The sequence below is a fragment of the Fretibacterium sp. genome (genome assembly GCF_057312375.1).
In genome coordinates this window covers 37,950-60,306 of the sequence record NZ_DBHLDX010000001.1, presented here as the reverse complement: position 1 = coordinate 60,306, position 22,357 = coordinate 37,950, and the positions used below count along the sequence as shown (strand labels likewise).

Below are 22,357 nucleotides of genomic sequence, written 5' to 3'. Positions count from 1 at the left end.
CCTGATCGGGGGATGCCGTTTTGACGAAGGCCCGAAGGCCTCTGAAGGTCGGGCCATGTCCTTTGCTTGAAGAAGGGGAGTTGTGTTTTGGAGCAGTTCATCAAGGAGCATTTTGACGGCCGCATCGCCGCGGAGTGCCTGGAGACGCCCTCCGTGCCCCGCCTCTCCGAGAACGCCATGTGGCTCTTAGCTCAACGCTATTTCGTCCAGCGCTACGATGCGTTGGCGAAGGGGCTTCGCAAGGAGGCCAGCTTTGAGGAGTTCGCGCGCCGCATCTCGCGGACCATCGCAAGCGCGGAAACGCAGTATCTGGACGCCGCAGCTTCGGAGTCCCTGGAGTGGCTCAGGACGCTTGAGAAGAACATCGCAAACGACATCCTGTCGCGCCGATTCCTCTTTAACTCCCCCTGCCTTTTCAGCTCGGCCGCCGGCCTGACCGCAAAACCTGAGTTCGCCGAGCTCGTCTATAAACCGGCGGATCAGATGTCCTTTGAGGACTACGACCGCCTGTTCAAGTCCCGGACCAAGAACCAACAGCTGTTCGCTTGTTTTGTCATCAGCATCCCGGACAGCATCGAGGGCATCTTTGAGTCCGTCAAGGACGCCAGCGTCATCAGCAAGTTCGGCGGCGGCGTCGGCAGCAACTTCGGCCACCTCCGGGAGCACGGTGCCGTTATCGGCTCCGGAACCGGCGGACAGGCCTCCGGACCCGTTTCCTTTATGGAAACCTGGAACACCATGGGAGCCGTCGTCGTCCAGGGCGGAAAGCGCCGCGCGGCGCTGATGGGGATGCTCTTTGACGATCACCCCGATATCTATCAGTTCGTGGACTGCAAGACGGAGGACGGCAAGCTCTCCTACTTCAACATCTCCGTGGCGATCTCCGACAAGCTGATGCGCGCCGCCGAGGAGGACGGGACCTTTGACCTGCACTCCCGAACGGACGGCAGCGTCGTCCGGACCGTTCGCGCGCGTGAGCTGATGGACCACATCTCCGAGAGCGCCTGGAAGCGGGGTGACCCCGGCGTCTTCTTCATCGACCGGGCGCGCCAGGACAACCTGCTGAAGATGGACCCCGACTGGGAGATCGAGTCCACGAACCCCTGCGGGGAGCAGCCGCTGCCGAACTACACCAGCTGCAACCTGGGGTCCATCAACGTGGAGGCCTTCGTGCGCGACGGCGAATTCGACTGGCGCGCCTTCGAGGATCAGGTGTTCCGGTCCATGTACTACCTGGACCTCGTCATCGACGCCTGCAGCTATCCGTTGCCGAAGATAGGAGAGAGGACCCGAAAGATCCGCCCGGTGGGGCTGGGCATCATGGGGCTGGCCGACGCCTCGATCCTGCAGGGGATCGTCTACGGCGGAAGGGAGTTCGACGACTACTGCCGGAACCTGAGCGGCATTCTGGCGCGTTCCGCCCTGGTCGCTACCGTCCAGATGGTCTCCGACGCCGGCAAGGACCCCTTCCCGGAACGGGGCCTGGTTAAGGACCTGTTCGATGCTTTTCGCGAGGAGATCGAGGGGGAAGGGAGGCTCTTCAGTGACGGCACGCTCTTCAGCGATGCGTGGTTCGAGCGCCTCTCCAGGGACGAGTACCGCGAACTCCTCTCGCACATGCGAGGCTCAGACCTCATTCCTCTGACGCTGATCAACACGCTTGAGGAACTGCTGAACCCCATCGAGCCACTTTCCTTTGATGACGTCAAGGCCGTCCTGAAGGGGCTGGTCCGCGGCGAGATGCGCAACAGCCGCCGTCTTTCCATTGCGCCGACGGGGTCGATCTCCATGATCCTGGACGCGAGCTCCGGGATCGAGCCCAACTTCGCCTGGTCGTGGAATCGACGCATCGCAAAGGTCGACGGGTCGGGCACCGAGGACCGCGACTTCTGGCACAAACTCCTGACGGCCGAGCAGCGCGAGGAGTACCGATCGACGGGGAAGCTGTCCAACCCGGCCTTCGTCACGGCCTATGACATCTCCACGCAGCAGCACGTGAATGTCACGGGCATCTTTGCGCACGTCGTCGACAGCGGCATCAGCAAGACGGTGAACCTGCCCAACGCGGCCCAGGTGGAGGACGTGCGGCGCGTCTATCGGGACTGCTACGCCATGGGCTGCAAGGGGATCACCATCTACCGCGACGGCTCCCGTTCCTATCAGCCCATCGAGATCAAGACGGCGGAGGACGGCGCGCCCCCCCAAAAGGTGAAGGAGCGTCCGGGCCTGGTCGTCTTCGGCAAGACGATCAAGGAGAGCACGCCGTGGGGGAGCATTTACATAACGCTGAACTTCGACGGCAGCGCGCCCTTTGAGATATTCATCAACGTGGGCAAGAGCGGGTCCGAACTGAAGGCCATGACGGAGGCGCTTTCGCGCGTCATCTCGATTGGCCTGCGATCCGGATGCCGCCTCGAGGACTTCATCGACACCTTGAGGGGTCTATCGGGAAAGGAGTATTGGATGTTCGGCTTCGACGAGGAGCACGTGGCCCGGTCCATCCCGGACGCCATCGCGCTGCTTCTGGAGAAGCTGATCGAGCGGAGCGAGCCCGCAGCGGGCGGCCGGGCGGTCCACGAGGGAGGGGCGGTCTGCCCCGAGTGCGGGGCGCCCATGGAGATGATCTCCGGCTGCGCCTACTGCTTCAGCTGCGGCTACAGTCCGTGCAAATGACGGAATCCACCGTGCAGCGACCGGAGCGGCGAACGCTTTATGCTATACTGATCGGGCGCCTTGGCGGCCAGGTTTCTCTTAATTTATTCGCAGAGGAGTGTTTTCTCAGGTGCATACCGATGTGCCCGTTTTGAAAATAGGAAAGTATCGACCGCGCTATCCGCTCATTCAGGGGGGGATGGGCGTCGGCATCTCCGGCGCGGGTCTTGCGGGCAGCGTTGCAAAATGCGGCGCCGTGGGCACGATCGCGAGCGTCGGGCTGTGCCATAACTCCCCCCTTTTCAGCGTCGCGAAACACAATTACTTTGAGGCAAACGCGATCGTCATCAAGGAAACGTTGGCCAAGGCCCGAGAGCTGGCGGGCGCGGACGGCGTGTTGGCGGTCAACTGCATGGTCGCTCTGACCGACTACGACACGCAGGTGCGCGCAGCGGCCGAAGGAGGGGCGAACATCATCATCTCCGGCGCAGGACTGCCCCTCCGTCTGCCGGATTACACGAAGGACTTTCCGGACGTCGCCCTCGTCCCCATCGTCAGCTCCGCTAAGGCTGCGAGCCTGATCGTGAGGCACTGGGAGAAGAAGTACGGCAGGACTCCTGACGCCTTCGTCGTGGAAGAGCCTGCCACGGCAGGGGGCCACCTCGGCGCCACGACCATGGAGCAGGTCTACGACCCTGCGCTTTCCCTTGGCGTCGCCGTGCCGGAGGTAGTCAAGTACGTCGCGGAGGAGATGCACTCCGACGTTCCCGTCATCGCTGCAGGCGGAATCTGGGACCGCTCCGACCTGGAGCGGGTCTTCGCGCTGGGAGCAAAGGGCGTTCAGATGGGGACGCGCTTCGCCTGCACGGAGGAGGGGGACGCCTCGCCAAGGTTCAAACAGGCCTACATCGACGCGACGGCCGATGACGTCGTCCTGATTCACAGCCCTGCGGGACTTCCTGGGCGTGCCATCAAGAACCCGTTCGTGGCCGGCTACCTTGAAGGGCACGTGGAGAGCAAGCCCTGCATGGCCAACTGTCTGACGCACTGCCGCTACCGTAAGACGAGGGAAACCTTCTGCATCGCGGCGGCTTTGGTGGACGCCTTCAACGGCGATTGGGAAAACGGGCTCTTCTTCTGCGGCAGCAACGTGACGAAAGTCCATAAAGTGGAGAAGGTCCAGGACATTATCTCCGAGCTCTTCCCGGACTGACCGGACCACCCGCGCGAAGGCGGGGGAAGGCCACGCCGAGAACGGCTATGCGGAGGATGGAGGCAGATTGAAATGCAGCAACTGGAGTCGTTCCCTCTTTTCGAGCAAAAGGATCACCGCTTCATCATGCTGGGTTGGGAGGAGAAGGAGGACGGGATGGCCGTCCAGACCAACCAGTACGTCATAACCTCCGGAAAAGAAATCGTGCTTCTCGACCCGGGCGGGGCCCACGTGTTTCCCCGGGTCTTGGCGAACGTTGCAGAACTCGTGGACCTCAAGGCCATCAGCCATATCTTTTATTCTCATCAGGATCCCGACGTTTCCTCGGGTATCACCCTGTGGCTCTCCATGGCGGAGAGGGCCGTGGTCCACATCTCGGAGCTGTGGGTGCGTTTTCTTCCGCACTTCGGCATCTACGACGGGCGGCGTATCGTCCCCATTCCCGACGGGGGGAAGTCCCTGAGCCTGTCGAACGGGGCGAAGCTGGTGATGGTCCCCTCGCACTTTCTCCATTCCACGGGGTGTTTTTCACTTTACGACTTGCTTTCGAAGATCCTCTTTACGGGAGATATCGGTGCGGCGCTCTTTCCCGAGGGGAAGCGCTATCCCATCGTGACGGACTTCGAGGCCCACCTGCCGCTCATGGAGGGCTTCCACAAGCGCTACATGGCCTCCAACGCGGCGTGCCGCAGCTGGGTGCGTCGCGTGTCCACCCTGGACGTCGAAACGATCGCCCCCCAGCACGGAGCCGTAATCCAAGGCCGGGAGAACGTCAAAAAATTCCTCTCCTGGTTCGAGGGGCTTCGGTGCGGAACGGATATCATCGACCAGATTTACGGACGCTGAGGCAAAAAGGAGGGGCCTTCCATGACGGAACAAAAGAGCCTGGAGCTGATCCACGTTCTCTCAGGGGCGTATTTCGCGGGCGTTCAGATGGACTCCTTCATGTCGCAGCTGGACGAGGTGCTCGTTTCCCGGGTCCTCAAGGTGGAGGAGCGGGTTCAGGACACCTCGAACCAGTTTACCACCCTCTATGGCGTTTTGCAGGCTTTGAGGGAGGACTTCGCGTCCGGGAGCCGGGATGCGAAACAGGGCGTCGAGGCCATCAACACGATCAATGCGAACCTGATGGAGGAGATGGCGAAGTCGGGCACCAGCCTGGAGGGCATGAGCGAGACCGTCGCCAACACGCTGAATGCAACCATCAAGACCCTGGAACTGTTCCTCGAGATCGGCAAGATATCCCACAACATTCAGCGCATCGCGAGGCAGACGCATCTTCTGGCCCTCAATGCCTCCATCGAGGCGGCCCGGGCAGGGGAGCACGGCAGGGGATTTGCGGTCGTGGCCCATAACGTTCAGGAGCTGGCTGCCGAGACCAGGACGGCCTCCGAGTCCATCGACGCCAAGGTCGGCGAGATATCCGGGGCCGTCCAGGGAACGATGGAAAATATGCGCAGCATCAACGAGCTGTTCGAGACCATTCAGCGGACGTTGTCCTCATTCTCGGACTGTCTTTCCAACAACAAGACGACGATGGAATCCATGGAAACGATGATTGAAGACGCCGGCGAGAAACTGAACCGGACTTCCGCCGAAATGGAAGGAGCGATTGAAACCATGCACGAAGCGTCGAGCAAGGTCGGCGCCATGGCCTCTACGATCTCCGCCATCGTCCAGGCACAGCAGAACCTGAAAAAGATACGGCTGTGAGTCCGGGGCCCATCATTCTTTGTAACATAAGATACATTATAGGACATTATTGAAAACGAAAAAGAACCTCTACGGGCCTCCCGCTCTTCGGGAGGCTTTTTAGCTACTTCTTCAGGGACTGAAGCAACCTCAGAGCGTTGGACCGGACAAGTCGCTCCCGTTCCGCCTCGGTGAGGCCGGACGCGACAAAGCTCTTCTCATAGCGCTGCGAGCGCAGGATGGGAAAGTCCGTGCCGAACAGGAACTTGTCGAGGACTCCCGCGCTCTGGATCGCCTTCAAAACCGTGCCCTCGTAGAGCCATGGCAGAGCGGCCAGGTCGTACCACGCATTGGACAGGTAAAGCCGCATCTCGGGCATCAGCTCGTAGAGCCACAGCCCACCTCCAAGGTGGGCGAAGATCGTCTTCACCTCCGGATGGTGGATGCAGAACGCTGCGGCCTCCTTCGGGCCGACGTTTCCCTTGCCCACATACCCGTGTCCGACAGGCTCTGCCGTGTGCCACAACACACACAGGTTCGCCTCGTGCAGGACCCCCGCCAGACGCCATGTCTGTTCCTGGTCGGAGATATCGATGTTCTGCCCCTCAGGGAACAACTCCCCTACCCCAACCACGCCGGCCTCCGCACAGCGCAAGATCTCCTCCGAGGCGCCGCGGGCCAGAGGCGGCACGAGGCAAAGGCCGCTCAACCTGTCCGGGTGCCGCCGGATGCCGCTCAGGACGTAATCGTTACAGAGTTTGCAGAGCGTCAGGTCCTTGAAGGCAAACCCTCCGATCACAGCGCGCTCGACCCCCTCCTCCTCCATGCGCAGGAGCAGATCGTCGATGGTCCCCCACCGGTGAACCCTGCTGTGGATCAGACGGTCGAAGTAGGGCTCGTGTTTCGAGATCGATTCGGCGTCGCGGATGACCTCAGGTGGATAGACGTGTACGTGAAAGTCTACGGTGCGCACTTCTTCTTCTCCTTGCTCATAATGTCCTATAATATTTTAACGATCACCAAGGGATATCTTTTTCGCCTCTTGAAAGGGCGCTCACCGTGGCGGAGCTGAACCCTCTGCGGTACAACCGTGCCAGGACCTTGCGCTCCTCCAGTCCGCTCCGCGTCCACGAGTCGAGAAGCGCCTTGGCGCGGGCCAGCTCGTCGATGTCCGCGAGCGTCGCTTCAACGTCCTCCGCGGAAACGCCGCGACGGCGAAGCTCAAGGGCGATGCGGTTCTTCCCCCACGAGTCGTGTCCCTCCGCGAAGAGCCGCGCGTACAAGGCGTCGTCCAAAAGCGCCGCGTCCAGGGCTTCCTTCACGAGCGCCTCTGCCGTATCCTCGTCCAGTCCCTTCCGCCTCAGCCGATCCCGCGCGCCGGCCACGGTGCTGGGATGTTTCAGCAGGAAACTGAGGAAGCGTTCCCGCTCTTGGTTCATGGACAAGCTTCCTCCCGCCTTCATCCTCATGCCCCCTCCTTTGGGATGTCCTACGCCGTTCCGGCCAAATCCAAACTCTCGCCCAGCCGCCTCCGCAATTCGCTGCGAAGCAGGGGCTCCCCCGTCAGCGTTGGGTCCTCGGCCAGAAGCTGGCGGGATTCCAGCCTGGCCAGCTCCAGGAGCTTCTGGTCCTTCAAGAGGTTTGCCACGCGAAAGTCCGTGACGCCGTGCTGGTGCACACCGCACACCTCGCCCGGCCCCCTCTGTTGCAGGTCCGCCTCCGCAACGGCAAAGCCGTCCGACGTGGAAACCATGGTTTCAATGCGTTCTCGTCCCTCCGGTGTCGTCGCTTCCCCTTCGAGGAGGACGCACAGGCCCTTCGCCGTCCCCCGCCCGATGCGGCCCCGCAGTTGGTGAAGCTGAGCCAGCCCAAACTGCCCGGCGTCCGAGATCACCATCATTGAGGCTTCGGGGATGTCCAGCCCCACCTCGATGATGACGGTCGCCACCAGGAGGTCGAGCCTTTGTTGGGCGAAGTCCTGCATAACCGACGTCTTTTCCTCAATGGGCAGCCGCCCGTGCAGCACGCCGATGCGCGCATCGGGGAGGGCGCGCGCGAGGCGCTGATGGCGGGACGCCACGCTGTCGAGGCCCTGCCTCCACTCCTCCTCGTCGATCAACGGACACACCCAGTAGACCTGTTGCCCTGCCTGAATTCGACCTTCGATGAGCTTGAGGAGGCTCGCTTCATCCGTTGACTTCATGTGCAGGGTCTGCACGGGCTGACGTCCCGGAGGCAGTTCATCCAGGGTGGAAACGGCAAGGTCACCATAGACGGAGAGGACCAGAGTCCGCGGAATGGGCGTGGCGGTCATCACCAGGACGTGAGGCGAAACGCCCTTGGCGATCAGGGCATTCTTCTGCCGCACGCCAAAGCGGTGCTGCTCGTCAACCACGGTCAAGCCCAGCTTCAGGAAGTTCACCTCGTCCGTAAAGACGGCGTGGGTCCCGATCAGGAGCTGAACCTCCCCCGTTTCAAGCGCCTGGAGCAGGGCACGGCGTTCCGGAGCGCGCAGGGTTCCCGTCAGGAGGGCTGTTCGGACGCCCAAAGGCTTCAGCATCCTTCCGATCCGGATGTAGTGCTGCTGCGCCAGCACCTCGGTTGGAGCCATCAGGACGGCCTGTGCGCCCGAATCCGCGGCCGCCAGGACCGCAGCCACCGCGACCAGCGTCTTTCCAGAGCCCACGTCCCCCTGAAGGAGGCGATTCATGGGGACCGGGCTTCCCATGTCACGGAATATCTCGCCGATCACCCGTCGTTGAGCAGGGGTCAACGGAAAGGGAAGGGAGCGTTCAAACGTGCGGAACCTCTGCCCGGGGGCGAGGCTCAAAGAGCGCTCCGGAAGCGCTGCGTCTGCTGCGTGCCGCATCGCGAGGCCCGTCTGCAGGAGAAAGAGCTCGTCAAAGGCTAGACGGTTGCGCGCCCTCAGCCAGCTCTCCGGGGCCGACGGGTGGTGCAGCTCTCGGAGGGCAGCTGCCAGGCCCTTCATCCCGTGGCGCTCGCGAATCCTCTGGGGCAGAAAGTCGTCAAGGCCGCTGCCGTACTCCTCAAGGGCCGTATCCACCAGGCGGCGCAGGCGCTTTTGCGTTAGAAAGGCGGCGGTAGGATAGATGGGGACGATGTGCCCCACCAGCTCAGGGGGCTGCCCTGCCTCAAGCACCTCAAACTCCGGATTGGTGAGCTGCACGCCGTTGTAGTACTCCACCCTTCCATAAAGGGCCAATCGCATTCCCGGCCTGAGAGTTCTTGTGGCGTGAGGGTTGAACCAGACGGCCCGAATTGAGGCGGAGCCGTCGTCCAGGACTGCGGAGGCAGGGCCCCCGAAACGACTGGCGGAGGACGACACGGCGCGGACCTCTGCGAGCGCGGAAGCCGTCGTGCCGATGCGAAGTTCACGGAGCGGCACGAGGTCCCTTCGGTCCTCGTAGCGCCGTGGAAAGAAATAGAGGATGTCCTCGACGGTGTGAACGCCAAACTGGGCAAGCAGCTCCGCAACCCTTGCCCCCACCCCCTTGAGGTAGCGAATGGGGGACGTCAGCCCCCCAGGGGAACCTCGTACCGCGCTCATGAGCGTCACCTGCCCCCCTCTGTGCTTGTGTGCTTGCGGAACTGCACGCCCCTCAAAAAAGGCTGGCCCCTGGAGCCGGGATCGCTGGTGTCCGTCCGCAGGGGCCATTCGCCGAAAAAAGGGCCTTATTCCCTTTCTATAGATGGGGAATTGGGATCAAAACTCCCCCTTCTCGGAGTCGTCGGACTTCCCCTCCAGGAAGTTTCTGCGGAAGTGGTCGAGCAACCGGGACGAGGAAGCGTCCTGACGCCCCGACTCAGCGGGAGGCTCCGCTTCGGTTTTATCGGAGGCCTTCTCCTCCTCGTTCATCATCTCCACTTCAAATTCCTGCTGGGCCTTGTCGATCGTCTTACCGAAATCGAGGAGGAGGGCCACGGTATCTTTGAGGAACTGCTGTTTCCTCAGGTTTAGGAAGCGCAGACGGTTGTTGTAGTTCTCCACCTCTTTTGAGGCTTCCTCCAGAAGGCGCTTTGCCTCGGAGCGGGCTGAGGCCAGGGTCTGTTCGATCTGCTCCGAGGCCTCCTTCTTTCGATGGGAGAGGTCCTGTTCCAAATCAGCCCAACGCCTCTCGGTTTCAAGGCGCATGTCCTGAGCCTCCTGCAGGATGCCGGCTGCGGAAGCCTTCGCCTTCGCGATGATCTCAGCAGCCGCCTTTTCCGCCTCGTCCAGCTGCATGTGGCTCTGGGAGTCGATTTCCCTGGATTTGGCGTTCGCCTCCGCGACGATCTCGGCGGCCGTCTTTTCCGCGTTCGAGATCGTCGTATCCGCCTGCGAGGTGATCTCCTCGACCTTGGAGTTGGCTTCCGAGAGGCACTTCTCCGCCTCAACCCGTGCGTCCGCCAGTATCTGCTCCGTCTGAGCGCGAGCCTCCTCCTCCATCTCCTTAGCGCCCTTGCGCGCTTGAATGAGGGCGTCCTTGATCATGTCCGTCATGGACTCCTGCTTTTTGACGTACTCCTCAAGCTCACGTATCCGGGTTTCGCGCTCGTTCAGACGCATCGCGTAGGTTTCAAAGTCGTCCGCGACCTGGTTCAGGAAGTCCTCGACCTCCTGTACCGCATACCCTCCGAAGGAAACCTTCTTAAAGGCCTTGACCTCAACGTCCTTGGCGGTCAAAAGTTCCATCATTTAGCGGCTCCTCCTCAACCCATTCCTCGAACATTCCCTCGTGCGGCGTCACCAGGTACAAAGCGGGTTCGATGTACTCCATACGGCCTTTATGGGCAAACGCGACCCCCCCCATAAAGTTGATGAAGGGACGCCCCTCCTCCTCAAACTCTCTGGGGTCCAGCTCATGAAGGTCCAGCAGGACCATGATCCCATTCAGGAGGGCATCCCGGAGCCTCAGCTTGATGCTCTCCGAGGGCACGCCCTTAAAGAAGACGAGCCTTGGAGCGGATACGGGATGAGGCTCGTCCCGTCGCCTTGCCTTCAGCCTCTTGGCTGCCGTCCTCTGTTCCTCGACCTCGTAGTCCTCGGACTCATCCACATAGTCATCGTCACCATAAAACCCAAGGACCTGCATTAACCTCCTAAGCACCCGTCCGTTCCTCCTTAAGAACAGGATAAAAACCCCGCCTTTTAATATACCATGGACTACAGCGTCTTGTACTCGCGAGGGCCAAAAAGGGCCGTGCCAATCCTCACCATGGTGCTCCCCTCCAGAATACCCCACTCAAAGTCGCCGCTCATCCCCATTGAGAGCACGGGCAGGGGGAGGCCGGATCGTCCTCTCGCGTCCTCCGCCATCCCCCTCAGCTCGGCGAAGGCCTGCCGGACGCGCACCTCGTCGTCCGTCAACGGACCGATGGTCATCAGTCCCTCCAGCTTGAGGTTGGGCAGGGTCAGAACGCGATCCAGGAGGGCGGGGAAAGCCTCAGGTGCCGTCCCCGTCTTGCTGGCCTCCTTCGCCGTGTTCACCTCGATCAGCACCGACAGACGGCGGGACAGCTCCCCCGCGATGCGGTCCAGGCGCTCCGCCAGGGGGATCGAATCCAGGGAATCGACGGCGTCAAACAGTTCCACGGCACGACGCGCCTTGTTGTTCTGCAGGTGCCCGATCAGACGCCAGGGGGGCGTTGGATGATCCCCCCACGCCTCTCGCTTCCCCTGCGCCTCCTGGACCTTGTTCTCGCCGATCGCGTCAACGAGGGGGGCAACCTCCTGCATCTCCTGAACGCTCCTGGTCTTCGTCACTCCCACCAGAAGAACGTCCGAGGGCTTTCGTCCCGCAAGGGCCGCCGCGTGCGCCATGCGCTCCCGGATGGCTGCCACATGCCCCTTAAGATCCATCAGCAAATCCCCTCCTACCAAATCCTCACGATGCTCTCCTGAATGGTGTCGGCATCCAGGATCAGCTTGTTCCCCGGCATCACGCCCCGCACGATGAAGAAATGTCCCGCATCGGCCGGAAAACCCTCGACGTCACGCGAGAGGATCCGGTTTCCTTGAAGGAGGAAGACCACGTTCCGACCGTCCTTCGTGATCACGGTGCTGTCGGGAACCATGACTCCCTGCTGATCTCCCGCGACCACGCGGGCGGAGAAGGATCGGGAACGCAGCGCCTCCGGAGGAAAGAACGGCAACCTCAAGCACACCTTGACCTTCTGGCCCATCGTCTTGAAGGACACCACCTCCGCCTTCCTTTCCTTGCCCTCCGGCTCCATCTTGATGCGGATGGCGGCCCTCCGCATACGCAGGCTGCGCAGGAGGGACGGCGTGCCGTCCAGGTAGGCGATGCAGCGCAGCGTCTGTGGCTGAGGGATTAGCTTGCCGATGGGCGCCCCCTTGCGAAGCTGAATGCCGTTCTCCAGAAGGACGGCGGGCCTGAAGAACGGGAAAGGAGCGAAGTCCGGCCACAGCTTTGCATAGAACCAATGCCCCTCCTGGCCGTCCAGGGCCGGATAGAAGTAGGCAGGGTACGGCGCACGAACCGCAACCCCGTCCAGGGCCGCCAGCATCTCGCCCTTCGCGACCCGGCGTGGCAACGGCGAGGGGTAGGTGAACACCCCGTCCTGCGGCGCCAGGACCGGCTGCTCATCCCACAGCAGAATCCCCTCGAGGGGCTGTTCCTCGACGTAGCCTGCGGCAAAGGCCTCGATGATCTGAGGGTGGGACAACCTATAGCTGTCGAGCCAGGAGAAGTATATCCGGATCGCCGCCAGCAGGATCAGCAGAAAGAGGACGTAGTAGACCAGTCGGCTGAGGAACTCATCTCCCCTCCGGGTCATCGCTGCCCGCGTTCCTCGTCGGATGGAGCGGACTTCCTCTTGTCCCGCGTGACCTCCGCAAAGGCGTCGTGGTTGTGGATGCTCTCAGCGCTCGTGATGGAAACGGAATACCACGACACCCGAGGCTCCCGGTTCAGCGCAACGGCGAGGTCCCGCACGACATCCTCCACGAAACGCGGGTTCTCATAGGCCCGCTCCGTAACGTGCTTCTCGTCCTCCCGCTTCAGGAGCGTGTAGAGCGGGCTGGAGGCCGCTTCCTCCGCCATCGCGATCAGTTCCTCGAACCATATGAGGTGTGTGCAGCGGACCTTGATCGCGACGAAGGCGCGCTGGTTGTGGGCTCCATACTTTGAGATCGCACGGGAACAGGGGCAGAGCGTCTGCACGTGGACGCCCACGCCCGTGACCATGTCAAACTTTCCGACGCTGAAAATCCCCTCCAAATTGGCTTCGTAGCGCATAAAACTCTCGATGCCCGAAACGGGGGCCCGGCGCCGGATGAAGTAGGGGAACTCAAAACGAATCGAGGCCTCGGGGGCGTCCAGCCTGTCGCACAAGCGCTTCGTGACGGCCTCCAGCGTGGTGGGGGATATCCTGCCGCAACAGTCCTCAAGGGCCTCGATAAAGCGGCTCATGTGCGTCCCCCGGTACTGATGGGGCAGGAGAACGCTCATGGAAACGGAGGCCACCGTGGGCTGCGTCTTATCCTGCCGGGACATGACGACGATGGGGTAGCGGACGCTGCTCACTCCCACCCGGTCGATCTGGATCTCCCGTAGGTCGGCTTCCATCTGGACGTCCTTCATGAGCGTCCCTCCCCTCCCCTTTCCTCCGTCAGAACGGGGTCGGAGGCCCTCAGGACGACGCCGTTTGACGCGGTCTCCCAGACCCGCACTTCAAAGAGGCGGCAGTTCGGGCGCCTAAGGAGGGCCTCGACCCGCTTCCAGGTCCACAGGGCGATGTTCTCGGCCGTCGGCTGAGGGATGGTGTCGTTGAGGTAACTGTGGTCCAGAACCTCGATCACCCGCTCCTTGACGATGGAGGAGAGCTCGCAGAAATCCATGATCATCCCCTCGTCGTCCGGCGTCCCCTCAAGGAGCACGGCAAGGCGATACGTGTGGCCGTGCAGCCGTTCGCACTTCCCATGATACCGCACAAGATTGTGAGCCGCCTCGAATTTAAACTCCTTGCGAAGCAACATGATCCTATTCTCCTCCGCCCCAGGTCCCTGCCGACCTGTCTTTCGCCATAAAGCCGTTACAAGGACAAAACCAGGGAGAGCTTGAAGGGCCTGCTCTCCTTGTGCATCATTATACAGGACCTTCGCAGCAGTCGCTGGCCTTCACGCCGACCGGCCGCAAAGAGGCCGAACGTCAACGCCTTTTCCACCGGTCGTGCAACCAAAACCACAGTTCGGGCTGTGGGGCAATGATCGCTTCGAGGGCGCGGTTGATTGCGAGAGTTCCTCCCTCGATCCGCTCCGACCGGCTCCCCTGGCCGGGTATCGAGAGGGGGGGGAAGAAACGCACGCTGTGCTCAAAGGGTCCCTGACGGTAGATGCTGAGGGGGAGGATAGGGACCGACGCCAGCATGGCGAGGATCGCAGGTCCCGGAGAGTTGGTGCATTCGTGTCCCATGAAGGGCAGCGTCAGGGCACCCTCAAGCCACGAGACGTCCGCCAGGATCGCGATGTGGTCACCGGACCTCAACCTGTGCGCCATCTCAAGGACGGACATCGCCTTCGGCAGGACGGAGATGCCGACCTTCTCCCGAAACTCCCTCAGAACCCCGGACAGGTCGCGGTCGTGGAGCTCCTGAAAGACCGCATAAAGCGGCCGCCCTTTCGCCCGGAGGACCTGAGCACACCACGCCCCCAGGAGCTCCCAGTTTCCAAAGTGCCCCGCCAGGAAAATAGCGCCCTGTCTCCCGTCGGTCACTTCGTCCAGAAAGGAGCGCCCTTCGACGCCGGATATCCACGAGGACGCCTGAGCTGGGTCTCGCTGCAGGGCCAGGACCTCGGTGACGGTCCAAGCCAGGTTTTGATAGACCCGATCCCTGAAGGCCCTGCGCCAAGCCGCGTCCCTATCGGGCCAGACGAGGCGCAGGTTGGCGTCGATCCTCTCACGGCGCGGCTGAGCGAGCTTCAGGAGTCCGTAGAGGAACCGCTGAACCATCCGTCCGCGCCATCCGACGTCGGTGAAGGACTGAAAGGCTCTGACCGCGCACGCCGCAGCGCTCATGGGAGAACCGGCCCTCCCATGGCGCTGGAGTAAAGGGCGACCAGGGAATCCGCACACCGCTCAGGGGAACAGCGCGCCTTGATGAAGTGCCGCGCGGAAACGGCTGCAGCCCTCCCCCGCTCCGAGAGGGCCGCTTCCAACGTGAATCTCCAAGCCTCCTCCGTGTCCTCTGCCGCGCGGATATACCCCTCGTTTCCCAGAAGGGCGTTCAGGTACGGGGACTCGATCGCCGCGGCGACCAGTCCCTGCATGGTGAGGAAGGCCGCTCTCAGCGCGTCAAACCCCTCAGGCCCTGCGATGAAGACGCCGCTTTGCGCCGTGAGGGCATCCGGGGCGAGGTCGTCCGCGTTGAGCACCGGGAGCTCGTTGCCGCTCAAAGCCCCCTTGAGGCCCTGGAAAGCGGCACCTCCCAGGCACACGACGGGCAGAGGACCCTCCTCGTCCACGCCGGAGATGCGAAAATCGAAGGCGGGCAGGATCAGCGCTTCACCGTCCCTTGCCCGGTCCGGGAAGACGCGCGAGGGATATCCGCACCAGGACGCTTTCTCCTCGAAGGACGTGTGGACCGCGCGCGAGCGCAGCCGGACGATCCGCCACCACGCTGGGGCGTCCCCCCAGAGGTGCCAGAGCGCCCGTCCGGAGAAGGCGATGCGGCTGGCGCGTTCAAGGCCGGTCAGGGCGCTCCAGGCGAAGACATCCCGCGCGTCGATCCCGGCGACGCTCCCATCGACGTAAAGGGAGAGGGGGAGCCCCCGCGACCTCAGCGACTCCGCCATGCGGCCGATCAGCGCTCGCCGCCAGGCATCCACCGTTTTTGAAACGTACCAGACACAGGGGATCATCCGCATCTCCTCCGGACAAAACGATTCAGGAAACGCCGACTCATTCACGGAACCCGTTGAACAGCCTAACGACCATCAAACGGAGGGATCCGACAGCGCTTCCTGAAAACAAAACTCATAAGGCGAATAGCACCCTGCCGCGTCAGCGGACGACCGAGAGCACGTAGAACTTCTTGCGTCCGACGCGCACGAAGAGGTAGCGCCCTAAGTGCAGCTGGTCGGCGTCGATGGAGGCTCCCTCGTCCGCTACGCGCACACCGTTGATCGAAACGCCGCCCTGTCGCACGGCGCGTTTGGCCTCTCCCCTGCTGGCGCAGGCGGTGCAGGTTGTGAGGATGTCCAGGACCCCGGCGGGCATGGAGAGCTTCGCCTCAGTGCAGGGCGCCTCGCGCTGCAGCGCCAGGCAGGTTTCCTCGGACAGGTTCGAGAGGTCCACGTCCGGGTCGAACAAAATGGCGCTGACCTTCGCGACGCTCTCCGCGGCTGCAGCGCCGTGCACCCTCTGAGTGACCTCCGCTGCCAGGCGATGCTGGGCCGTACGGCGCTCGGGGTGGGCGGCGTGCTCCTCCATCAGCAGACGAACCTCCTCCAGGGGCAGGAACGTGTAGAGCTTCAGCAGCCGTTCCACGTCCCGGTCGTCCGCGTTCACCCAGAACTGATAGAACTGGTAAGGCGACGTGCGCTCCGCGTCGAGCCACACCGCTCCTGCCTCCGTCTTGCCGAACTTCGTGCCCGCCGACGTGAGCAAGAGGGGCTGCGTCAGGCCGAAGGCCTCGCCGCCGCTCGTCTTTCGGATGTACTCCGTCCCCGCCAGCAGGTTCCCCTGCTGGTCGTTTCCCCCCATCTGCAGCTTGCAGCCGTAGTGATCGTGGAGGTGCTTGAAGTCGATGGCCTGCAGGAGCACGTAGGAGAACTCCGTGTAGGATATCCCCTTTTCCGGGTCCTCAAGTCGACTCCTGATGTACTCCCGGGCGATGAGGTTGTTGACGGAGAAGTACTTCCCCACGTCATGCAGGACGTCGAGGAACGTCATTTTGGAGAGCCAGTCGTAGTTGTTCAGCAGGAGGGCAGAGTTCTTCCCGCAGTCGAAGTCAAGAAAGTGCGCCAGCTGCTTGCGCACCCCCTCTACGTTCCTCTGGACGGCCTCCAACGTGATCAGGTTGCGCTCCTTGCTCTTGCCCGACGGGTCGCCGATCAGGCCAGTCCCGCCTCCAGCGAGGGCAATGGGCCGATGTCCCGCCTGCTGAAGCCATCCCAGAGCCATCAGAGGGATGAGGTGCCCCACGTGCAGGCTGTCCGCCGTCGGGTCAAACCCTACGTACGCCGTGACCATCTCGGACTCCATGACCTCCCGCAGGCGATCCTCCGCGGTGCACCACTCGAAGTACCCGCGCGCCTTCAACACGTCAAAAGCGTTGCATGACATCAAACCCGCCCTCTCATCCTCAAGACGTAAAGCCAACAAGGACCGCGCCGCGACGAAATGCGCGCGGAACCCTCAGGCATATGCTCCTTTTTATTATAAAACATAAACGAAAAAAGTGGCGGCGTTCGGGGGAACGCCGCCCTATGCTGCGCCGAACCGGATCGATCGCTGCTAAGTCCCCTTCAGGAAGCGCCCTTCATCCTGTTAGCCGCCATCTCAAGCAGGGCGCGGGACGCGGCCAGGTAGTGCATCGCCTCCTCCGAGTCGCTGAGGGTGCCGGGGCTGCGCCGCAGCTGTTCCACGAGAAGCGCAAGGTCGTCGATGGCGTGCAGCATCCTCTCGGCCGCAGGCTTGGCCGAGGGCTGCGCCACCTTCCGCGCCAGGGCGTTCGGCTCAAGGGCAAATTCCTGTCCCAGGCCGGGGACGATGGCGCGTCGCCCCGCCTCCTGAAGGGAGACGGAAAGGGCCCGGGAGGACTTCGCCTCGCCGTGGGTCACGAAAAAGAGCGGGTTCGTCCTGAAGTTGCCGGCCCAGGCCAGGAGGTCGTCGCGGTCCGCGTGCGCGGAGAAGCCTCCAATGGTGTGGACCTTGGCCCGCACGGCGACGTCCTCTCCGCCGATGCGCACCTGGGGCTCACCATCCACGATGCGGCGGCCCAGCGTGCCGTAGGCCTGATACCCGACGAAGACAATGTGGTTTTTAGGGTTCCATGCGCTGTGCTTGATGTGGTGGATGATGCGCCCGCCCGAACACATCCCGCTGCCTGCGATCACGATGCAAAATGGGACGTTGTTGATGCTCCGGGACTCGTCCGGCGTAGAGACGCTATGAAAACCCTTGGGGGCGAAGACGTCCACTCCGGAGGCCGCGTACCGTTGCACCTCGTCGGACAGGGTCCCGACGTAGGAACGGTAAAGGTCCGTCGCCCGTACGCCCATGGGGGAATCCAGAAATATGGGGACCTCGGGCAACAAGCCCTCGATCTGCATCAGGGAGAGCTCGAAGAGGATCCGCTGCGCGCGATCGACGACAAAGCTGGGGATCAGCACCTTGCCCCTGTCCCTGAGCGCCGTCAGAACGGCCTCGCGGAACTCCGCCCGAGACGCCTGGTCGTCTTTGTGGAGGCGGTCGCCGTAGGTCGATTCGATCAGGACATAATCCGCCTCTTTGAAGACGGAGGGCGTACCGTCGATGGCCGCCTGCTGCTGTCCCAAGTCCCCGCTGAAGACGACGCGAGCGGACTTCCCCTCCTCGCTCAGGTCCAGCAGGATGGACGAACTGCCCAAAATGTGCCCCGCGTCCCTGAAGGTGGCGGAAACTCCGGGGAGCACCTCCAGCGTTTCTTCCCACTCCAGCGGCCGCAGGCACTTCAGAGCGGCCTCCGCCTCGCCGTCCCCGTAGAGAGGAAGGACGGCGGGCAGTCCGCGGCGCAGGGCCTTGCGGGTCTTCCACTCCGCCTCCTCCGCCATCAGGCGCGCCGAGTCGTGCCACAGGATATCCACCAGTTGAGCCGTAGCGCCGGTGGTGTAAATCGGCCCCTTGAAGCCGTTCTTCACCAACCAGGGGATGCGTCCGGAGTGATCCATGTGCGCGTGAGTCAGGAGGATCGCCTCGACCTCCCCCGGTGCGACGGGTAGGGGCTCCGCGTTCTTGAGGTCCTCATCCTCCCCCTGATAGATGCCGCAATCCACAAGGATGCGACGGCCCTCCACCTCAAGGCAATAGCACGATCCCGTCACCTCGCCGGCCGCACCCCAAAAGTTGATGTTCAATGGGATTCCCCCTTAATCGCCCGCCCCCCTGATGGGGCTGCCCCAATCTTCTCCTCGTTTCCGCCCTCCGCCCCCTCCGCGTTCAGGGCTACGCTCAGGGGCAGAGCGGCGAGGATTCGAGTCCCCTTCCCCGGCTCCGAGGTCACCTGAAGGCTGCCCCCCATCAGGGACATCCGCTCCGTCATGTTGGCCAGGCCGCGATGTCCCTGAAGGCGCAGAGTCTCGTGATCGACGCGGGCGTTAAACCCCTCTCCGTTGTCCCGGATATCGAGGAAGAGTTTTCCGCTCTCGGCGTGGACCTGCGCGTGGACCTCCGTAGCGCCCCCGTGCCGAACGGCGTTGGAGATCGCCTCCTGGAAAATGCGCATAAAGGAGAGGGTCGTCTCCGGCCCCACGTCCAGGTCGTCTTCGATGTCCACCCCCACCTGAACGTCGTAGTTCTGCGACTGGCGCTCCGCAAGCTCCGTGAGGGTCCTCGCCAACCCCAGGTCCATCCAGGGCGGGGCCAGCTCATCGCAGAGGCTGCGCAGTTCCCGTACGACCGTCTTGGCCAGGGATTCCGTCCTCTTGATGCGGGGCTGCGGGGAGTCGTCCTCCAACAGCATGTGGATCTGCTGAAGGAGGGCGGTGATGTCCTGGAGCGGACCGTCATGGATCTCCCGGGCCATGTCCAGCCGCTCCTTCTCCTGCACTCTGACGATGTCGCGAACGTAGCGATTGCGGAGGTTATCCCTCTCCACCGCCGCCTTGGAGAAGCGCATCAGGGCGCGGTGAACGCTCTCGATCTCCCTGACGGCGCCGCGCTCCAGCTCCGGGGAGATGCCCTTTCCCAAGCTCAGGCTGTCGATCTCCGCCACCAGAGACTTGAGGGGCAACACCAGCCGGCTCCAGAGGAGGCGGATAGCCCAGAAGCTCCCCAGCGTCATCAGGACGATGAGCGCAGGCCACATGCGCACGACCCTCACCAGACCGCCCAGGAGCTGATCCCATGAGACGGCGGCAACGACTAGCCCGTCTCCCTTGCTGAGGGGGTAGATCGCAAGGGTGTACTGGGCCCCCTGTTTGTCCGTTACCCGCGTCGCCGTCCCGATGGGGAGGTCATTGCGCCAGATGGCTGCAATGTTCATTGCCCCTGGAGAGGCTGTGATGACCTTTCCGTCCAGGCTGAGGAGCGCCACCCATCCGGGGATCGAGGGGCCCCAGGAGAAGAAGGGATAGCGCGAGGCGTCGCCCATCAGGCTGTAGGGAAAGGACCATGTCCGCGCGTCCGAACTCAGATGGTAGGCCATGTTCTCGGCCAGGTCCTGAACGTAGGAGCGGACCGCGGCCTCCATGGCCCTCTCCTGGCTCACCATCCCCAGCACGGCCACGAGGACCACCGCGATGGAGGGAAGGAGCAGCGCGCACAGGAGAAAGGCGAGGAAGTGGTGCTTCGTCCCGCGGAATCGGGCGAACCTCTCCCTCAGCATGGCAGAACCCGTACGCCGCTATTCCTCGTCATCCGCTAAAAGCTCCTCCAGGGTGACCACCCCGTACTTCAGGGCCAGGAGCAGCGCCTCCGTCTTGTTCTTGGACCCCAGCTTGTCGTAGATCGAGGCCAGGTGCGTCTGCACGGTGCGTTCGCTGATGAAGAGGCGCTTGGCCACCTCCTTGCTGGAGAGCCCCTTTGCCGCAAGGAGCAGGACCTCCCTCTCGCGCGCGGAGAGCTGTTCCGGAATGAAGTCGCGCTCCCCCATCACCGAGGCCACCTCTGGGTCGAGGTAGAGGCCGCCCTTGGACACGGTGTTGATCGCGGCGGTGAGCTCCCGCGGGCTCACCGTCTTCAGCACGAAGCCGCGGGCGCCGGCGCGAAGCGAGGCCATGACGTACTGCTGAGCGTCGTAGGAGGTCAGCATGATTGTCGCGGTGGCCAGCCCCGCAGTCTTCACCCTCTGGGCGACGGAAACGCCGTCCAGCCCCGGCATCCGGATGTCGAGGAGCGCGACGTCGGGCTTCAGCTCCTGAATCAGGTCCCAGGCCTTCACGCCGTCCTCCGCCTCCGCCACGAGTGAAAAGGAGCTCTCCCGTCGAAGGAACTCCGCAATCCCCGCACGGGTCAGGGGGTGATCGTCTGCCAGCAAAATTTTGATCGTCATAATGGATTCTTCTCTCCCGGTCTGCGCCTGGTTGTGGGCGCGTTTTGAGTTGAAAAATGATATAAAGCAGCCTCAGGCCTAGAAGCCGATCTGCTTTTCGATGGGGCGGAGCGCGATGATGGTCTCCTCGATGACCCGATCCAGGGGCATCTCCATCCTCTCCGCCCCCTCCTTGATGAGCTCCCGGTTCACCCCGCGGGCGAAGGCCTTGTCCTTCCACTTCTTCTTCACCGACTTCAGCTCCAGGTTGGCCAGAGAGCGCGACGGGCGCACGAGGCCTGCGGTGATGACGATCCCCGTCAGCTCGTCGATGGTAAAGAGCGTGCGCTCCATGGCGTTCGATGGCTCCACGTCGATGCAGATCCCGTAGCCGTGGGATTCGACGGCATGGATGATCTCCTCGTCGACGCCAGCCTCGCTCAGGAACTCCCGCGCCAGGTGGCAGTGCCTTTCCGGCGTCTGCATGGTGCGCTCCCAGTCGATGTCGTGCAGGATGCCCACGACGCCCCAAAGGTCCTCGTCCTCCCCCGCCAGCCTCGCAAAGTGGCGCATGGCGCCCTCGACGGCCAGTGCGTGGCGCAGGTGGGACTCCTCGGTGTTGTACTTCTTCAGGAGCGCCAGGGCTGCATCCCTGTCAGGTTTCAAGTATCTCTCCTCCTAAGCTCGACCGAATCCGGGGCCTAAACGCCTCAACAAAATTGCGGACGAAAAAGGGTATGCTTTCATCTAAAATGAATCCCTTGTATTATATAGTGTCTTTCTCCGACTTCCCTCTCATGTTAGGCTGATATTGAGATTGGGGAAATGTCGTGGTTCAGGCGCCGGCGCGGTGCCTTGAGCGATGTTTTGGAAGGAATCCTACTAAAATAAAGGAATGAGGCCCTTTGTGTCGAAAGCTTATGCTGTGTGCCCTGGCGCTGTTCCTCTGCATCGAGTGGGGCCCCCTGTCGATGGAGCGGCGACGGTGGGGCATCGCCTCGGGGGACCCCTTCGTCAAGGAGGTCGCGCTGACCTTCGACGACGGCCCAAGAGAACACGGAATGCAGGAACTGATGGCCGTGCTGAAGGAGCAGGACGTTCACGCCACCTTCTTCCTCGTGGGGAAGTTCGCGGAGCGCTACAGCGAGATAACGCTTTCCCTGAGCCGCGCAGGGCACGAGCTGGAAAACCACAGCTACACCCATCCGCGGCTCTACACCCTTTGGATCGAAAAGATCATGCGGGAGGCGGAGCGCTGCGACGAGGTCCTTGAGAACCTGAGCCTGCCGAGGTCGCGCTTTTTGCGGCCTCCCGGCGGCGCCTTCAACCTCAAGGTGTTCAACGCCATGCGGCGCATGAACCTGAAGCTTGGCCTCTGGAACGTGAACACTGCGGACTACACGGGAAAGCCATCCCAGGACATCGTGAGGCTGGTGACGGAGAACGCAAGGCCCGGAGCGATCGTCCTGATGCACTCGGGGGTCCCCAACACGGTGGCGGCGCTTCCGCAGATCGTTGAGGCGCTCCGCCTGAAGGGTTATCGTTTCGTCCGCCTGAGCGAGCTATGGGACGGAGGACTTGTTTGAGGGACGTCGGGGCCTGACCCCG

General features: G+C 62.7%; 21 protein-coding genes. 5 read left to right on the top strand and 16 right to left on the bottom strand.

Going from position 1 to position 22,357, the window contains the following annotated elements; genetic code table 11:
• The first annotated feature begins 87 nt into the window (after positions 1-87).
• From ACO41U_RS00280 to ACO41U_RS00265, 4 genes are all read left to right on the top strand, one after another.
• Positions 88-2,673 (top strand): adenosylcobalamin-dependent ribonucleoside-diphosphate reductase, encoded by a 2,586-nt coding sequence (locus ACO41U_RS00280; protein ID WP_485941010.1) that lies wholly within the window; start codon positions 88-90, stop codon positions 2,671-2,673.
• Between the two features lie 109 nt (positions 2,674-2,782).
• Entirely contained in the window at positions 2,783-3,865 is a 1,083-nt protein-coding gene (locus ACO41U_RS00275; RefSeq protein WP_485941009.1) for an NAD(P)H-dependent flavin oxidoreductase, read from the top strand.
• 72 nt (positions 3,866-3,937) lie between these two features.
• Entirely contained in the window at positions 3,938-4,711 is a 774-nt protein-coding gene (locus tag ACO41U_RS00270; protein WP_485941008.1) for an oxygen-binding di-iron domain-containing protein, read from the top strand.
• Between the two features lie 21 nt (positions 4,712-4,732).
• On the top strand, positions 4,733-5,578 hold the full coding sequence (locus ACO41U_RS00265) for a methyl-accepting chemotaxis protein (RefSeq protein WP_485941007.1): 846 nt from the start codon (positions 4,733-4,735) through the stop codon (positions 5,576-5,578).
• 103 nt (positions 5,579-5,681) lie between these two features.
• On the opposite strand, the gene ACO41U_RS00260 is transcribed toward ACO41U_RS00265, so the two are convergent.
• From ACO41U_RS00260 to ACO41U_RS00185, 16 genes are all read right to left on the bottom strand, one after another.
• Positions 5,682-6,530, bottom strand: a complete 849-nt coding sequence (locus ACO41U_RS00260; protein WP_485941006.1) for an amidohydrolase family protein — start codon at positions 6,528-6,530, stop codon at positions 5,682-5,684.
• 43 nt (positions 6,531-6,573) lie between these two features.
• Complete coding sequence (locus ACO41U_RS00255; RefSeq protein WP_485941005.1) at positions 6,574-7,020, bottom strand: regulatory protein RecX; 447 nt, start codon at positions 7,018-7,020, stop codon at positions 6,574-6,576.
• Between the two features lie 26 nt (positions 7,021-7,046).
• Positions 7,047-9,125: an ATP-dependent DNA helicase RecG gene (recG, locus tag ACO41U_RS00250; RefSeq protein ID WP_485941004.1), complete on the bottom strand. Its 2,079-nt coding sequence runs from the start codon at positions 9,123-9,125 to the stop codon at positions 7,047-7,049.
• Positions 9,126-9,281: 156 nt separating this feature from the next.
• Positions 9,282-10,253, bottom strand: a complete 972-nt coding sequence (locus tag ACO41U_RS00245; RefSeq protein WP_298778729.1) for a DivIVA domain-containing protein — start codon at positions 10,251-10,253, stop codon at positions 9,282-9,284.
• The gene (sepF, locus tag ACO41U_RS00240) at positions 10,222-10,665 is read right to left on the bottom strand and encodes a cell division protein SepF (RefSeq protein ID WP_485941003.1); all 444 of its coding nucleotides are present in this window, start codon (positions 10,663-10,665) and stop codon (positions 10,222-10,224) included. The genes ACO41U_RS00245 and sepF overlap by 32 nt, the downstream gene beginning before the upstream one ends.
• Positions 10,666-10,721: 56 nt before the next feature.
• The gene (locus ACO41U_RS00235) at positions 10,722-11,417 is read right to left on the bottom strand and encodes a YggS family pyridoxal phosphate-dependent enzyme (protein ID WP_485941002.1); all 696 of its coding nucleotides are present in this window, start codon (positions 11,415-11,417) and stop codon (positions 10,722-10,724) included.
• Between the two features lie 14 nt (positions 11,418-11,431).
• Positions 11,432-12,355, bottom strand: coding sequence for an efflux RND transporter periplasmic adaptor subunit (locus tag ACO41U_RS00230; protein WP_298778735.1), 924 nt, complete (start codon positions 12,353-12,355; stop codon positions 11,432-11,434).
• Positions 12,352-13,161, bottom strand: a complete 810-nt coding sequence (gene folE2 / locus ACO41U_RS00225; protein WP_485941001.1) for a GTP cyclohydrolase FolE2 — start codon at positions 13,159-13,161, stop codon at positions 12,352-12,354. Before folE2 ends, ACO41U_RS00230 begins: the two co-directional genes overlap by 4 nt.
• Complete coding sequence (gene queD / locus ACO41U_RS00220) at positions 13,158-13,556, bottom strand: 6-carboxytetrahydropterin synthase QueD (protein WP_298781483.1); 399 nt, start codon at positions 13,554-13,556, stop codon at positions 13,158-13,160. The genes folE2 and queD overlap by 4 nt, the downstream gene beginning before the upstream one ends.
• Positions 13,557-13,728: 172 nt before the next feature.
• On the bottom strand, positions 13,729-14,595 hold the full coding sequence (locus ACO41U_RS00215) for a lysophospholipid acyltransferase family protein (protein WP_298781486.1): 867 nt from the start codon (positions 14,593-14,595) through the stop codon (positions 13,729-13,731).
• Entirely contained in the window at positions 14,592-15,437 is an 846-nt protein-coding gene (locus ACO41U_RS00210; RefSeq protein WP_298781488.1) for a hypothetical protein, read from the bottom strand. Before ACO41U_RS00210 ends, ACO41U_RS00215 begins: the two co-directional genes overlap by 4 nt.
• 142 nt (positions 15,438-15,579) lie before the next feature.
• On the bottom strand, positions 15,580-16,863 hold the full coding sequence (gene tyrS / locus ACO41U_RS00205; RefSeq protein WP_485941000.1) for a tyrosine--tRNA ligase: 1,284 nt from the start codon (positions 16,861-16,863) through the stop codon (positions 15,580-15,582).
• A 182-nt stretch (positions 16,864-17,045) separates the two neighbouring features.
• The gene (locus ACO41U_RS00200) at positions 17,046-18,635 is read right to left on the bottom strand and encodes an MBL fold metallo-hydrolase RNA specificity domain-containing protein (RefSeq protein WP_485940999.1); all 1,590 of its coding nucleotides are present in this window, start codon (positions 18,633-18,635) and stop codon (positions 17,046-17,048) included.
• A complete protein-coding gene (locus tag ACO41U_RS00195) occupies positions 18,632-20,104 on the bottom strand; it encodes a sensor histidine kinase (protein ID WP_485940998.1) in 1,473 nt (490 codons plus the stop codon). Before ACO41U_RS00195 ends, ACO41U_RS00200 begins: the two co-directional genes overlap by 4 nt.
• Before the next feature lie 18 nt (positions 20,105-20,122).
• Entirely contained in the window at positions 20,123-20,770 is a 648-nt protein-coding gene (locus tag ACO41U_RS00190; protein WP_298781498.1) for a response regulator, read from the bottom strand.
• A 78-nt stretch (positions 20,771-20,848) separates the two neighbouring features.
• Complete coding sequence (locus tag ACO41U_RS00185; protein ID WP_485940997.1) at positions 20,849-21,415, bottom strand: HDIG domain-containing metalloprotein; 567 nt, start codon at positions 21,413-21,415, stop codon at positions 20,849-20,851.
• A 239-nt stretch (positions 21,416-21,654) separates the two neighbouring features.
• Between ACO41U_RS00185 and ACO41U_RS00180 the strand changes: the two genes are divergently transcribed.
• A complete protein-coding gene (locus ACO41U_RS00180) occupies positions 21,655-22,335 on the top strand; it encodes a polysaccharide deacetylase family protein (protein WP_485940996.1) in 681 nt (226 codons plus the stop codon).
• Positions 22,336-22,357: the final 22 nt, after the last annotated feature.

Excerpts from the sequence above, each read along its gene's own strand:
- ACO41U_RS00235 (WP_485941002.1), bottom strand. The coding sequence starts at position 11,417 with ATGGATCTTAAGGGGCATGTGGCAGCCATCCGGGAGCGCATGGCGCAC.
- folE2 (WP_485941001.1), bottom strand. The coding sequence starts at position 13,161 with ATGAAGGACGTCCAGATGGAAGCCGACCTACGGGAGATCCAGATCGAC.
- ACO41U_RS00190 (WP_298781498.1), bottom strand. The coding sequence starts at position 20,770 with ATGACGATCAAAATTTTGCTGGCAGACGATCACCCCCTGACCCGTGCG.
- ACO41U_RS00215 (WP_298781486.1), bottom strand. The coding sequence starts at position 14,595 with ATGAGCGCTGCGGCGTGCGCGGTCAGAGCCTTTCAGTCCTTCACCGAC.
- ACO41U_RS00230 (WP_298778735.1), bottom strand. The coding sequence starts at position 12,355 with ATGACCCGGAGGGGAGATGAGTTCCTCAGCCGACTGGTCTACTACGTC.
- ACO41U_RS00270 (WP_485941008.1), top strand. The coding sequence starts at position 3,938 with ATGCAGCAACTGGAGTCGTTCCCTCTTTTCGAGCAAAAGGATCACCGC.
- recG (WP_485941004.1), bottom strand. The coding sequence starts at position 9,125 with ATGAGCGCGGTACGAGGTTCCCCTGGGGGGCTGACGTCCCCCATTCGC.
- ACO41U_RS00195 (WP_485940998.1), bottom strand. The coding sequence starts at position 20,104 with ATGCTGAGGGAGAGGTTCGCCCGATTCCGCGGGACGAAGCACCACTTC.
- ACO41U_RS00245 (WP_298778729.1), bottom strand. The coding sequence starts at position 10,253 with ATGATGGAACTTTTGACCGCCAAGGACGTTGAGGTCAAGGCCTTTAAG.
- ACO41U_RS00265 (WP_485941007.1), top strand. The coding sequence starts at position 4,733 with ATGACGGAACAAAAGAGCCTGGAGCTGATCCACGTTCTCTCAGGGGCG.
- ACO41U_RS00255 (WP_485941005.1), bottom strand. The coding sequence starts at position 7,020 with ATGAAGGCGGGAGGAAGCTTGTCCATGAACCAAGAGCGGGAACGCTTC.
- queD (WP_298781483.1), bottom strand. The coding sequence starts at position 13,556 with ATGTTGCTTCGCAAGGAGTTTAAATTCGAGGCGGCTCACAATCTTGTG.
- tyrS (WP_485941000.1), bottom strand. The coding sequence starts at position 16,863 with ATGTCATGCAACGCTTTTGACGTGTTGAAGGCGCGCGGGTACTTCGAG.
- ACO41U_RS00210 (WP_298781488.1), bottom strand. The coding sequence starts at position 15,437 with ATGATCCCCTGTGTCTGGTACGTTTCAAAAACGGTGGATGCCTGGCGG.